General features: G+C 70.9%; 11 protein-coding genes. 5 read left to right on the plus strand and 6 right to left on the minus strand.

The features are described from left to right. Window positions 1-247: 247 nt before the first annotated feature. Window positions 248-1,291: an L-glyceraldehyde 3-phosphate reductase gene (gene mgrA, locus ACX9I7_RS17910; protein WP_459387869.1), complete on the minus strand. Its 1,044-nt coding sequence runs from the start codon at window positions 1,289-1,291 to the stop codon at window positions 248-250. A gap of 110 nt (window positions 1,292-1,401) precedes the next feature. On the opposite strand from mgrA, the gene ACX9I7_RS17915 reads away from it, so the two are divergent. The 4 genes from ACX9I7_RS17915 to ACX9I7_RS17930 all read left to right on the plus strand — a co-directional run bounded on the left by ACX9I7_RS17915 (window position 1,402) and on the right by ACX9I7_RS17930 (window position 6,569). Then, the gene (locus ACX9I7_RS17915) at window positions 1,402-2,163 is read left to right on the plus strand and encodes an isoprenyl transferase (protein ID WP_387566830.1); all 762 of its coding nucleotides are present in this window, start codon (window positions 1,402-1,404) and stop codon (window positions 2,161-2,163) included. Between the two features lie 428 nt (window positions 2,164-2,591). Further along, a complete protein-coding gene (locus ACX9I7_RS17920; protein ID WP_126915794.1) occupies window positions 2,592-3,914 on the plus strand; it encodes a PhoH family protein in 1,323 nt (440 codons plus the stop codon). Window positions 3,915-4,312: 398 nt separating this feature from the next. Beyond that, window positions 4,313-5,026, plus strand: coding sequence for an aggregation-promoting factor C-terminal-like domain-containing protein (locus ACX9I7_RS17925; RefSeq protein ID WP_459387870.1), 714 nt, complete (start codon window positions 4,313-4,315; stop codon window positions 5,024-5,026). 124 nt (window positions 5,027-5,150) lie between these two features. Continuing rightward, window positions 5,151-6,569 carry an AI-2E family transporter gene (locus ACX9I7_RS17930; RefSeq protein WP_459387871.1) on the plus strand — a complete coding sequence of 473 codons (1,419 nt, stop codon included), beginning with the start codon at window positions 5,151-5,153 and terminating at the stop codon, window positions 6,567-6,569. A gap of 73 nt (window positions 6,570-6,642) precedes the next feature. Here ACX9I7_RS17930 and ACX9I7_RS17935 read toward each other — a convergent pair whose 3' ends face one another. Then, window positions 6,643-7,176 carry an alkyl hydroperoxide reductase gene (locus ACX9I7_RS17935; protein WP_126915797.1) on the minus strand — a complete coding sequence of 178 codons (534 nt, stop codon included), beginning with the start codon at window positions 7,174-7,176 and terminating at the stop codon, window positions 6,643-6,645. Window positions 7,177-7,187: 11 nt separating this feature from the next. Further along, window positions 7,188-7,742, minus strand: coding sequence for a peroxiredoxin (locus ACX9I7_RS17940; protein WP_189451664.1), 555 nt, complete (start codon window positions 7,740-7,742; stop codon window positions 7,188-7,190). A 135-nt stretch (window positions 7,743-7,877) separates the two neighbouring features. On the opposite strand from ACX9I7_RS17940, the gene ACX9I7_RS17945 reads away from it, so the two are divergent. Continuing rightward, on the plus strand, window positions 7,878-8,867 hold the full coding sequence (locus tag ACX9I7_RS17945) for a LysR substrate-binding domain-containing protein (protein ID WP_387566819.1): 990 nt from the start codon (window positions 7,878-7,880) through the stop codon (window positions 8,865-8,867). Between the two features lie 40 nt (window positions 8,868-8,907). On the opposite strand, the gene ACX9I7_RS17950 is transcribed toward ACX9I7_RS17945, so the two are convergent. The 3 genes from ACX9I7_RS17950 to ACX9I7_RS17960 are packed head-to-tail and all read right to left on the minus strand — an operon-like array spanning window position 8,908 to window position 12,591. Then, window positions 8,908-11,388 carry an ABC transporter permease gene (locus ACX9I7_RS17950; protein ID WP_459387872.1) on the minus strand — a complete coding sequence of 827 codons (2,481 nt, stop codon included), beginning with the start codon at window positions 11,386-11,388 and terminating at the stop codon, window positions 8,908-8,910. After that, window positions 11,375-12,070 (minus strand): ABC transporter ATP-binding protein, encoded by a 696-nt coding sequence (locus ACX9I7_RS17955; protein WP_387566813.1) that lies wholly within the window; start codon window positions 12,068-12,070, stop codon window positions 11,375-11,377. The genes ACX9I7_RS17950 and ACX9I7_RS17955 overlap by 14 nt, the downstream gene beginning before the upstream one ends. Then, window positions 12,067-12,591, minus strand: a complete 525-nt coding sequence (locus ACX9I7_RS17960; protein ID WP_358624480.1) for a PadR family transcriptional regulator — start codon at window positions 12,589-12,591, stop codon at window positions 12,067-12,069. The genes ACX9I7_RS17955 and ACX9I7_RS17960 overlap by 4 nt, the downstream gene beginning before the upstream one ends. Window positions 12,592-12,725: the final 134 nt, after the last annotated feature.

Consider the following 12,725-nt stretch of genomic DNA (forward strand, 5'->3'; position numbering starts at 1 on the left):
CTTGGCCGCAAGTCAGCACGCCACGCATTGTCACCCCCGCCGATGCAGCAAGGAGGGCCTCGGACCGGTTATGGTGGAAACCCCCCCTCGGGCCGGTCCGTATCCCCCCCACGGACCGGCCCGTTTTCTTTCCCCCTCGTCACTCTCCGTGTCGAGTTGTGCCACGCCAATGCGATGATCATGGCCTGGCCAACCATCGCCGGGTATCCCGAAGAGGACGCGGACCGGGATTCCGGCCGCTGACGAACTAGGAATCTCCCCGGCGGGCCCAGATGTTCACGCCCTCCGTGCTGACCGCCAGGGCATCGATTTCGGCCAGTTCCGCCTTGTCCAGCGGGGCGGCGCCCAGCGCGGCGATATTGGCCTCCAGCTGCGCCACGCTGGACGCGCCGATGAGCGCCGAGGTCATCCGCTCGTCCCGCAGCACCCAGTTCAGCGCCAGCTGGGCCAGGGACTGCCCCCGCCGCGCCGCGATCTCGTTCAGGCCGCTCAGCCGGCGCACCACGTCCTCCGTGAGCAGCCCCGGGTCGAGCGACTTGCCCTGGGAGGCGCGGGAGCCCTCCGGGACGCCGAGCAGGTACTTGTCCGTGAGCAGGCCCTGGGCGAGGGGCGCGAAGGCGATACAGCCCATGCCCTCGTCCTCCAGGGTGTCGAGCAGCGCGTCGTCCTCCGTCCAGCGGTTGATCATCGAGTAGGACGGCTGGTGGATCAGCGCGGGCACGCCCATCTCGCGCAGCAGCCGGGCGGCCTCACGGGTCTGCTGGGAGTTGTACGAGGAGATGCCCGCGTACAGCGCCTTGCCCTGCCGGACGGCCGACGCCAGGGCGCCCATCGTCTCCTCGAGCGGGGTGTGCGGGTCGAAACGGTGCGAATAGAAGATGTCGACGTAATCGACACCCATCCGGCGCAACGACGCGTCGAGCGACGACAGCAGATACTTCCGCGAGCCCCATTCGCCGTACGGGCCGGGGTGCATCAGATAGCCGGCCTTGGTGGAGATGATGATTTCGTCCCGGTAGGGCCGGAAATCCTGGGCGAAGAGCTTCCCGAAGTTGAGCTCGGCCGAACCGGGCGGCGGCCCGTAGTTGTTGGCCAGGTCGAAGTGGGTGACGCCCAGGTCGAAGGCCCGGCGCAGAATGGCCCGCTGCGAGTCGAGGGTGCGGTCGTCACCGAAGTTGTGCCACAGTCCCAAGGAGATGGCAGGCAGCTTCAGCCCGCTGCGGCCCGTACGCCGGTACTCCATGGAGTCGTAGCGCGTTTCGGCCGCGCGGTAGAGCGAGGGATCGGTCATGTGCATCTGACTATCACGGTCCTGTGACAGGCCGAGTTGGGTCCTCGCGACACGCTGGCAGTAGTGTGGCGCCCTCGGGGCGACCGCCGTGGCATGGAGGGGCAGGAAGAGTGAAGTTGCGCGACCTGGTGTACAGGCTTTACGCACGCCGGGTGGAGGGCCGCCTCGACCACGCCCAGGTGCCCAAGCACATCGGTGTCATCCTCGACGGCAATCGCCGCTGGGCGCGCGCGGACGGCCGGACCACCGAGCAGGGCCACCAGGCGGGCGCGGACAAGATCTCCGAGCTGCTCGGCTGGTGCGCGGAGACCGACGTCGAGGTCGTCACGCTGTGGATGCTCTCCACGGACAACCTGGACCGCCCGGCCGAGGAGCTCAGCCCGCTGCTCGGCATCATCGAGAACACGGTGCGCGGCCTGGCCGCGGACGGCCGCTGGCGCGTCCACCACGTGGGCACCCTCGATCTCCTCCCGGCCCGGACCCAGTCGGTCCTCAAGGAAGCCGAGCAGGACACGATCGACCGCGAGGGCATACTGGTCAATGTCGCGGTCGGCTACGGCGGCCGGCAGGAGATCGCGGACGCGGTCCGCTCCCTGGTCCTGGAAGCCGCGGAGAACGGCGTCTCCCACGAGGAGCTGGCCGAGACCGTCGACATCGACGCCATCACCAAGCACCTCTACACGCGCGGCCAGCCCGACCCGGACCTCATCATCCGCACCAGCGGCGAGCAGCGGCTGTCCGGCTTCATGCTCTGGCAGAGCGCCCACTCCGAGTACTACTTCTGCGAGGTCTTCTGGCCGGCCTTCCGCAAGGTCGACTTCCTCCGCGCGCTCCGCGACTACGCCGCGCGCCACCGCCGCTACGGCGGCTGAACCAGACGGCCGAACAGGCGGCCGGGCAGGGGCCCGGCTACGTCCCCGCATACGGGTGCTGACGGAACGCCCGTTCCCACGTCTGACGAACTGACGTACGGGTAACGACGGATCAATCGTTCACCTGCGCGACGCATATGCCGTTGCATGCTCACGCGGTACAGCGGGAATATCCCCAGCAGGCCGACGGTCGGAACCGCGACCGTCGCTCTGCCAGTGGGCGGCACGGGGCCGCCCGCCCGGGAGGCCCTTTGCACCAGGACGACGACCGTGCGGACCGAGCGGGCCGGAGCGCCCGCACGGCAAGGACGGTGGGCCGGATGACGACCGGCGACCCTGGAGGGCCAGGCCCCGGCCCATCTCCCGCGCCACCGTTTCTCACAACGGCGGTGCGCCCTTACCTGAAGCACGAGGGGGTTCGTCCACCCGTGGTGAACAGCAAGAAGCGCCGTGATGGCGACCGGCGCACCTATGTCCTCGACACCAGCGTCCTGCTGGCCGACCCAGGAGCCGTGTCCCGCTTCGAGGAGCACGAGGTCGTGCTGCCCGTCGTGGTGGTCACGGAGTTGGAGGCCAAGAGGCACCACCCCGAGCTCGGCTACTTCGCCCGCAAGGCGCTGCGCCTGCTCGACGAGTACCGCGTGCGGTACGGCCGGCTCGACTCGCCGATCCCGACCGGCGAGCTCGGCGGCACGATCAGGGTGGAGCTCAACCACTCGGATCCGGGCATACTGCCCGCCGGCTTCCGCCTCGGTGACAACGACTCGCGCATCCTCGCGGTCGCCCGCAACCTCCAGGCCGAGGGGTACGACGTCACCGTCGTCTCCAAGGACCTGCCGCTGCGCATCAAGGCGTCCGCGGTCGGACTGCTGGCCGAGGAGTACCGCGCCGAGCTCGCCATCACCGACTCCGGCTGGACGGGGATGGCGGAGCTCACCGTCACCGCCGAGCAGGTGGACGAACTCTTCACCGCCGAGCGCGTGTACGTCCCCGAGGCCGCCGAACTGCCCGTGCACACCGGGCTGGTGCTCCAGTCCGCGCGCGGCAAGGCGCTCGGCAGGGTCACGGCGGACGGCGAGGTGCGGCTGGTGCGCGGCGACCGGGAGGCGTTCGGCATCCACGGCCGCAGCGCCGAGCAGCGGGTGGCCCTGGACATGCTGCTGGACCCGGACATCGGGATCGTCTCCATGGGCGGCCGCGCGGGCACGGGCAAGTCGGCCCTGGCGCTGTGCGCGGGCCTGGAGGCGGTGCTGGAGCGCCGTCAGCACCGCAAGGTGATGGTGTTCCGGCCGCTGTACGCGGTGGGCGGGCAGGAGTTGGGGTATCTGCCCGGCAGCGAGGCCGAGAAGATGAGCCCCTGGGCCCAGGCGGTCTTCGACACCCTCTCGGCCGTGACGACCTCCGAGGTGATCGAGGAGGTCGTGGGGCGGGGCATGCTGGAGGTCCTCCCGCTCACCCACATCCGTGGCCGCTCGCTGCACGACGCCTTCGTCATCGTCGACGAGGCCCAGTCGCTGGAGCGGAACGTGCTGCTCACGGTCCTGTCGCGGATCGGGGCCAACTCCCGGGTGGTGCTCACCCATGACGTGGCCCAGCGCGACAACCTCCGCGTCGGGCGCTACGACGGCGTGGTCGCCGTGGTCGAGAAGCTCAAGGGGCATCCCCTCTTCTCGCACGTGACCCTGACGCGGTCGGAGCGTTCGCCCATCGCGGCGCTGGTGACCGAATTGCTGGAGGACGGTCGGATCTGACCGGCTCCGTCCCGGCGGGCGCGCGGCGAAGCCGAGGAGCTTAGCCGCGCGCCGTCGTGCGCCGCCGCTGTTTCCGTAAAGCCGTAGGGATAAACGGGGTGTGAGCTTTCCCACGTGACCAAGAATTGCCTCGGAGCGTGGCGTTCAGGCAGAGTCTGCTTCCTGTCAGGCCCCGCATACGGCACTTGAGCCCCTCCGGGGGCGATGCGGAACGGACAACAGAACAGCGTCGCCGTATGCCGCCCGAGCGTTCGCGGACCTCCGCAAGGAGGGCCCACCGGGTCAGTGCCTCCAGTGACCGGCCGGTCCTCATCAGGACCGGTACTGACGGAGGCCCGCGCCAGGGGCACGTCGCGTCCGCGAGGTCACCTATGCGGGCGATGCTGGAAGGAAAACGTGTGAGCCGGATTTCTGTCCGGGGATTCGCCGTGGCATCCGCCACCGCGGTCACCACCGTGGGCGCCGTCGTCGGTGTCGCAGCGGGCAACGATCAGGGCACGACGGATCACGTCGAGGCCACCGCAGCGGACACGACGCTTCTCGCCGCCATCCCCTCGGGACAGAACGTCCAGGCGCAGACCGCTTCCCTCACGCAGCAGGCGGAGACGCAGGCCCAGGTCGCCGACGACGCCGCGAAGAAGGACGTCGAGGAGGCCGCGCGCAAGCAGGCCGCCGAGGACGCCACGGCGAAGAAGGAAGCGGCCGAGGCCAAGGAGAAGGAAGAGGCCGAGAAGAAGGCCAAGGAGCGCGAGGAGAAGGAGCAGGTCTCCAGCCGCTCCGCCACCCGCGATGCCTCGTCCTTCGCGGCCAAGAGCTCCTACTCCGTCGCCGAGGTCCAGGCGATGGCCCGGCAGATGGTCCCGGGCGATCAGTTCCAGTGCTTCAGCAACATCGTGAACAACGAGAGCACCTGGGACTACACCGCCACCAACGCCTCCTCGGGTGCCTACGGTCTCGTCCAGGCGCTGCCCGGCACCAAGATGGAGTCCGCGGGCGCCGACTGGCGCACCAACCCGGCCACCCAGATCAAGTGGGGCCTCAGCTACATGAACGAGCGCTACGGCAGCCCTTGTGGCGCCTGGTCGTTCTGGCAGGCCAACCAGTGGTACTAGGCCCCGCCGCCGCCTCTTGACCAGCGGAAGCCCCCGACCTGCGAAGGTCGGGGGCTTCGTTGTCCCACCGGCCAGGTAACGTCGACGGGTATGGCCACGGGGGAGTGGGGGTAGAGGAAGAAAAATGTCCAGATTGCCACAATGGCTGGGCGGGCTGGGCTCCGGTCTGGTACGGCTCGGCGAACGGCTCGAGGCCCGCAAGGCGACCGCCGAGGCGCAGCCCGCGGCCGGCCAGGCGTCCGGCCCGGTGTCCGGGGCCGTGCACGGTGCCGTAGCCACGCCGATGCCCGCGTCCGCCGCGTCCGCCGCCACGCCCGTCTCCCCGTCCGCCGCCGCCTCGCCCTCCGCGCCGGGGGCCGCCCCGGCGGGACCGGTATCCGGTCCCGTGCCCGATCCGGCGACGGGATCCGGTGCCGGAGCCGTGCCGCCGTCCGTCCCGGTGGCCCATGCCGCGCCCGCGGCACGTCCCGATCCCGTCGCCGCCGTCCCCTGGGGCGTCCGGGTCGCGGCCGAGGTCGGCTGGCGGCTGCTGGTGCTCGCGGGCACCCTGTGGGTGCTGATGCGGGTGATCAGCGCGGTGCGGCTGGTGGTGCTGGCCTTCGTCGCCGGACTGCTGATCACCGCCCTGCTCCAGCCCACCGTGGCCCTGCTCAAGCGGCGCGGTGTGCCGCGCGGGCTCGCCACGGCCCTGACGTTCCTGTCCGGTTTCGTGGTCATGGGCCTGGTCGGCTGGTTCGTGGTCTGGCAGGTGACGGAGAACCTCGACGACCTGTCCAAGCAGGTCCAGCACGGCATCACCGAGCTCAAGCGCTGGCTGCTCAACAGCCCGTTCCACGTCACCCAGGGCCAGATCAACAACATCGCCGACAAGCTCAGCGAGGCCATCGGCACCAGCACCAAGGACATCACCTCCGCCGGCATAGAGGGCGTGCAGGTCATCATCGAGGTGCTCACGGGCATCCTGCTCGCGATGTTCAGCACGCTCTTCCTGCTCTACGACGGCCCCCGCATCTGGCAGTGGCTCCTCAAGCTGGTGCCCGAGGCCGCCCGCGAGGGCGTCGCGGGCGCGGGCCCGCGCGCCTGGGCGACGCTGACGGCCTATGTGCGCGGCACGGTGATAGTGGCCCTGATCGACGCGATCTTCATCGGCATAGGGCTCTACTTCCTCAAGGTGCCCATGTATGTGCCGCTGGCCGTCTTCATCTTCCTGTTCGCCTTCATCCCGCTGGTCGGCGCCGTCGTCTCCGGCGCCCTGGCGGTCGTCGTGGCGCTCGTCACGCGGGACGTCTTCACGGCGGCGATGGTGCTCGCCGTGGTGCTCGCGGTGCAGCAGATCGAGGGCCACGTCCTCCAGCCCTTCATCCTCGGCCGCGCCGTGCGCGTCCACCCGCTGGCCGTGGTCCTCGCCGTCGCCGCGGGCTCGATGACCGCGGGCATCGGCGGCGCGGTCGTCGCGGTGCCGCTGGTGGCGGTGACCAATACGGTCGTCGGATACCTACGGGCGTACGCGAAGGAGGAGACCCCACCGGAGGTCTCCTCCTGACGCGCGTCGCCGCGCATGACGGAACGGGCCCCCGACCGGTCGGTCGGGGGCCCGTTCCGTGTGGAGCGAAGGCTCAGCCGTTCAGCACGGCCTCGGCGTCCAGCGTGGCGCCGACGGCCTGGAGGACCGAGGCGATCTTGAACGCTTCCTGGATCACCTCACGGCTCACGCCGGCCTTGCGCAGCACCTGCTCGTGGGAGTCGAGGCACATGCCGCAGCCGTTGATGGCGGAGACGGCCAGGGACCACAGCTCGAAGTCGACCTTCTCCACGCCCGGGTTGCCGATGACGTTCATCCGCAGGCCCGCGCGCAGGTTGCCGTACTCCGGGTCCGACAGCAGGTGCCGGGTGCGGTAGTAGACGTTGTTCATCGCCATGATCGCGGCAGCGGCCTTGGCGGCGGTGTACGCCTCCGGGGAGAGGTTCTCCTTGGCCTGGGGCTCCAGCTCGCGCAGGACGATCGGCGAACGGGTCGCGATCGCGCAGGAGAGGACGGTGCCCCACAGCTGCTGCTGCGGCAGGTCGGAGTTGCCGATGACCGAGCCGAGGTTCAGCTTCAGGTCCTTGGCGTAGTCCGGTATGGCGGACTTCAGCTCATCGAGGGCCATGGGAGATCAGCTCACTCGCCCGAGAGGAGCTTGACGGCGTCGAGGGTGTCCTCGCCCTTGTTCCAGTTGCAGGGGCACAGCTCGTCCGTCTGCAGGGCGTCGAGGACCCGCAGGACCTCCTTGGGGTTACGGCCGACGGAACCGGCGGTCACCATGACGAACTGGATCTCGTTGTTCGGGTCCACGATGAAGACGGCGCGCTGGGCGTAGCCGTCCTCGCCCTCGACGCCGCAGGCCTGCATCAGCTCGTGCTTGGCGTCGGCCAGCATCGGGAAGGGCAGGTCGCGCAGGTCCTTGTGGTCCTTGCGCCAGGCGTGGTGCACGAACTCGGAGTCGCCGGAGACGCCGAGGATCTGGGCGTCACGGTCGGCGAACTCGTCGTTCAGCTGGCCGAACGCGGCGATCTCGGTCGGGCAGACGAAGGTGAAGTCCTTCGGCCAGAAGAAGACGACCTTCCACTTGCCCTCGTAGGTCTTGTGGTCGATCTGCGCGAAGGCCTTGTCCGCGTCGAGGTCCACACAGGCGGTCAGGTCGAACTCGGGGAACTTGTCACCGACAGTGAGCACGCGCTCTCCTTGCAACGAGGAAACCTCCCGTTCGTGGGGTTTCCTGCGGGTTGGACAGGAACCACAGTGCCACAGGAGGCATTGATAGCGGAAATAGCTAGACTGGGTGATGTTGATCGGAGGTGGTTATCAGTGATGTCGTCGTCCATAACCCAGGGGCGGCCGGAACGAGGGCCCGGAGGGTCTCCGGCGCGCCCCCGCCAGCCCAGCCTGGCGCAGCTGCGCGCCTTCGTGGCCGTCGCCGAGCATCTCCACTTCCGCGACGCCGCCACGGCCATCGGCATGAGCCAGCCCGCGCTCTCCAGCGCCGTCTCGGCCCTGGAGGAGACGCTCGACATTCAGCTTCTCGAGCGTACGACGAGAAAGGTGCTCCTCAGCCCGGCGGGTGAGCGGCTGGCCGCCCGCGCCCGCACGGTCCTCGACGCGGTGGGCGCGCTGATGGAGGAAGCCGATGCCGCGCGGGCGCCGTTCACGGGGGTGCTGCGGCTCGGGGTGATTCCCACGGTCGCGCCTTATCTGCTGCCGATCGTTCTGCGGCTCGTGCACGACTCGTACCCGGACCTGGACCTCCAGGTCCACGAGGAGCAGACGTCCTCGCTGCTGGACGGGCTCACCCAGGGGCGGCTCGACCTGCTGCTGCTCGCCGTGCCGCTCGGGGTGCCCGGCGTGAGCGAGATCCCGCTCTTCGACGAGGACTTCGTCCTCGTCACGCCGTGTGATCACTGGCTGGCCGGGCGGCACGACATCCCGCGCGAGGCGCTGCGCGAGCTCGACCTGCTGCTGCTCGACGAGGGGCACTGCCTGCGGGACCAGGCGCTCGACGTGTGCCACGAGGCCGGGCGCACGGACGGGATCCAGACGACCACCAGTGCGGCCGGGCTCTCCACGCTCGTGCAGCTGGTGGGGGGCGGGCTGGGTGTCACGCTGCTGCCGCGGACCGCGTTGCGGGTGGAGACGGGGCGGAGCGACCGGCTCGCGACGGGGTACTTCGCGGAGCCGGCGCCTTCGCGGCGGATCGCGTTGGCGATGCGGGTGGGGGCGGCGCGGCAGGGGGAGTTCGAGGCGTTCGCCGCGGCGTTGCGGAAGGAGTTGGCGAGGTTGCCCGTGCGGGTGGTTGGGGGCTGAGGTTTACGGGGCGGATGCGGGCCAGTGGCCCGCATCCCACTCACTCCGTTCTCAAGCCGTTCGGGCGGGTCATGTGGTGGACGGCTGGGAGGGAGAGGGTCGTCACCAGGGCGATCATGCCTACGCCCACCCCCACCACCGGCAGGAAGTCGAGCCAGTCGCGGACCGTGCCGTTGACCACCTGGAGCATCACCCAGCCCAGGCCCAGGCCGCCCGCCACCGCGAGGGCCGTGCCCAGGACCACGGGGATCGCGGTCTGCCACAGCACCGAGCCGATGACCGACGTACGCCGTGCGCCCAGGGCCGCGAGCGTGGACATCAGGCGTCTGCGCTCGCGCAGTTGCTCCAGCGTCGTCGCCGTGAGACCCGCGCCGATCAGCGCCAGCAAGAGGCCGGTGCCGACGAGCAGAGCCTGCTGGAGCATGGCGTAGTTGGATTCCTTCCGCACGCCGCCCATGCGGTATACGCGCATCAACGGGTCGATGGCGGCGGCCGTGTTGCGGACGCGTTCGACGGCTTCGAGGTTCCCCGGTTCGAGCTGGATCGCCACCATGGTCGTGGGGTCGGGCAGGGCCGCGAAGTCGATGGTGGACGGGGTGGCCAGCACGCCGTGGTGGTACATGCCCGTCGGGTCCTTGAGCCCCTGGACGACCCGGGCGGACGCGGGGATCGTCCACTCGTACGTCCGGGGCTCGCGCCCGTTGCGTCTGTCGCTCCCGTAGGGCCTGTCCTCCATGAACAGCCGGGTCCCGGGCGGGAATTCCGCCGAGCGGCCGAGTCCGGGTTCGGGTGCGTCCGCGACGAACACGTCGCCGTCCCGGCAGGAGTCCAGCTTGGCCAGCCGGCGCAGCGTGTCGCAGTCGCCGACGGTCACACCGGTGGCGCTGCTCGCCGCGTCGTTGCTCTTGTGCGCGAACTGGTCCACGGTGACGAGCGCTTCCCGGACGCCCGGGGTGGCGCGGAAGCTGTTGGTGTAGCTCCGGACCTCGGCGGGTGTGCTTCCCCGGTAGACGCCCGACATCCGGGAGTGCGTCGGCAGGCCCTCCTCGAACTCGCCCTGGACGCCCGCGAAGAGCATATGGATGGCGATGGCTCCGGCCATGGCCACGGTGATGCCGCCGACCGCGCGGGCGGCCGGGCCGGGGTTCGACTCGATACGCCGGGTGGCCAGTTGCCAGGAGACCGGGCCGCCCCGGAAGCGGGCCACACCGGCCTCCAGCAGCCAGGGCAGCAAGGCCGCGATGCCGATCAGGACGAGGATGCCGCCGCCGGCCACCTGGTAGGTGCTGGAGTCGCCCGCGTACGGGTCCATCGTCACGCCGCCGAAGAGCGGGAGCAGCAGGGCCAGGCCCGCCGCCGGGATCAGCAGGCGCCACCAGAGGCGGCGGCGCCGGGCCGCGGTGTGGCGCATGACGCCCAGCGGTTCGATGGTGACGCGGCGCAGGGTGATCAGGGTGACGAGGACGGCGACGGCCGGTACCGCGACGGCGATCAGCGCTGCCAGGGCGGGGGACGGGACCAGGTCGGCGGGGGAGACGGCGACGTCCCGGATCGTGATGCCGGAGGCGAAGTCGCGGAGGACGAGGAAGGCCCCCGCGCCGACGACCAGGCCCAGCAGGGCGCCGCACAGCGCCTCGCCGGAGGCGATCCGGCGGGTGGCGCGGATGTCGGTGCCGACGAGCCGCAGCGCGGCCAGTCGCCGGTCGCGGCGTTCGCCGCCGGCGCGGACGGCCGTGGCGATGAAGATGCCGATCGGCAGCAGCAGCACCACGCACGTCATGTTCATCAGCACCACGAGCACCGGGCTGAGCGGCTCGCCGCCCTCCTCGTGGCCGAACCGGTCGATGCGCACGGTGGCGTCGTGGATGCCGGGCCCGTGGGGCGCGTCCAGGCGGAGCCGGTCGCTGCCCGCGTAGTAGAAGAGTTCGTCGGGGCCCAGGACGCCCGAGTCGCCGATGACGCCCGCGACACGGTAGGGGAACCGCTCGCGCAGCAGCTTGCCGTCGGCGGAGCGCAGCAGGTCACCGAGTGCCGGGGAGACGACCATCTCGCCGGGGGCGGGCAGGGCCGACACGCCCGGCGGGAGCGGCGCGCGGGGGCCCTCGGGCTGGAGGAGGGCGCCTTCCAGGGGCTTGTCGTGGAAGTCGGTGGTGACCGCCTGGTAGAGCAGGGTGCGGTCGCTCGCCTTGATGCTCCGGCTGTTGCCCTCGTCGTTCACGGAGCGCGCGTTCTCGCGGTGTTCCCGGGCGGCGGACAGGTGGGGCACCGACGCGGCGATCGCCAGCAGGGCCACGCCGAGGCCGACTCCGATGGCGACGAGCGCGGTGCGCAGCAGGCTCTCGCGGCCTCCGGTGACGGCGAACCGGGCGCCCATGGCCAGGTCGCGGGCCCAGGCGGCCGGGCCCGTGGGGCCGGTGGGGCGGGGGCGGCCAGTTTTTGGGGAGTCGGGGCCCGGGGAGTCGGGGCTTGGGGAGCCGGAGCCCGGGGAGCCGGGGCCCGCCGTGGGCTCAGGCGGCGCCATGGACACCCGCCATGTCGCGTGCCCGGCCGTCGCGGACGACGACCTCGCGGTCGGAGTAGGCGGCGACGCGCGCCTCGTGGGTGACGAGGACGACGGCGGCGCGGGTCTCGCGGGCGGCCTTGGTCAGCAGCTCCAGGACGCGCTCGCCGTTGAGGGAGTCGAGGGCGCCGGTGGGCTCGTCGGCGAAGATCACGCGTGGGGTGGTGACCAGGGAGCGGGCGACGGCGACGCGCTGCTGCTGGCCGCCGGATATCTGGCCGGGCCGGTGGTGGCGGACGTCGGCGACCTCCAGGTGCTCCAGCCAGCGCAGCGCGGCGGCCTCGGCGTCCTTGCGCTTGGTGCCGGTCAGGCGCAGCGGGAGGGCGGCGTTCTCCAGGCAGGTGAGCTCGGGTACGAGCTGGCCGAACTGGAAGACGAAGCCGAACTCGGTGCGGCGCAGGGCGCTGCGCTCGGCGTCCGAGAGGGCGGACAGCTCGCGGCCGTCGTAGCGGACGGTGCCGGCGTCGGGGCGGAGGATGCCGGCGAGGCAGTGGAGGAGCGTGGACTTGCCGGAGCCGGAGGGGCCCATGACGGCGACGACCTCGCCGGGGTGGATGGAGAAGTCCGCGCCGTCGAGCGCGGTCGTCAGCCCGTACGCCTTGCGCAGGCCGGAGGCGGCGAGGAGGGAACCGGCGGGGATCATGCCTGGACCTCCTTCGAGAGCCGGTCGAGCCGGGCGGCCGTCAGTTCCAGCCAGCGCAGGTCGGCCTCCAGGTGGAACAGGGCGTGGTCGCATATCAGCTGGTCGGCGAGGTCGCCGGAGCTCTTGCGGCGGGTCAGGTCGCGCATCAGCCGCAGGTGCTCGGCGCGCTGGGCGTCGAGGACGGCGTCGGCGGGGCGGCCGGTCAGCAGGGCGAGGACGACCTTGGTGTAGAGCGTCGACTGGAGGTACGGCTCGGGCTTCTCGGGCCGGCCGAGCCACTGCTCGACGTCCGTGACGCCGGCGTCGGTGATGGCGTACCGCTTGCGTTCGGGGCCGCCGCCGGCTTCGACGCCGTCGACCTCGACGAGCCCGTTCTTCAGCAGCCGCGACATGGTCGAGTAGACCTGGCCGTAGTGCAGGGGGCGGTCGTGGCCGAAGCGCTCGTCGAAGGCGCGCTTGAGGTCGTAGCCATGGCGGGGGCCGGCCTCCAGGAGGCCGAGAAGGGTGTGCGCGATGGACATGCGGGCGACTCTACACCGCGTGTATACACGGTGTGTATAGAGGTGTGGGGCTGGGCGCCGACGAGGGATACGCGCTGGTCAGACGGTTGCGGACCGGTGGCGGCGCCTTACGCCGCCCGGGCGAGGACCTGCCG

The sequence above is a fragment of the Streptomyces sp. L500 genome, assembly GCF_054551825.1.

What these genes read in the sequence shown, in the direction of transcription:
- ACX9I7_RS17935 (WP_126915797.1), bottom strand. Translation starts at nt 7,176, where the DNA reads ATGGCCCTCGATGAGCTGAAGTCCGCCATACCGGACTACGCCAAGGAC.
- ACX9I7_RS17960 (WP_358624480.1), bottom strand. Translation starts at nt 12,591, where the DNA reads ATGTCCATCGCGCACACCCTTCTCGGCCTCCTGGAGGCCGGCCCCCGC.
- mgrA (WP_459387869.1), bottom strand. Translation starts at nt 1,291, where the DNA reads ATGACCGATCCCTCGCTCTACCGCGCGGCCGAAACGCGCTACGACTCC.
- ACX9I7_RS17950 (WP_459387872.1), bottom strand. Translation starts at nt 11,388, where the DNA reads ATGGCGCCGCCTGAGCCCACGGCGGGCCCCGGCTCCCCGGGCTCCGGC.
- ACX9I7_RS17945 (WP_387566819.1), top strand. Translation starts at nt 7,878, where the DNA reads ATGTCGTCGTCCATAACCCAGGGGCGGCCGGAACGAGGGCCCGGAGGG.
- ACX9I7_RS17955 (WP_387566813.1), bottom strand. Translation starts at nt 12,070, where the DNA reads ATGATCCCCGCCGGTTCCCTCCTCGCCGCCTCCGGCCTGCGCAAGGCG.
- ACX9I7_RS17930 (WP_459387871.1), top strand. Translation starts at nt 5,151, where the DNA reads ATGTCCAGATTGCCACAATGGCTGGGCGGGCTGGGCTCCGGTCTGGTA.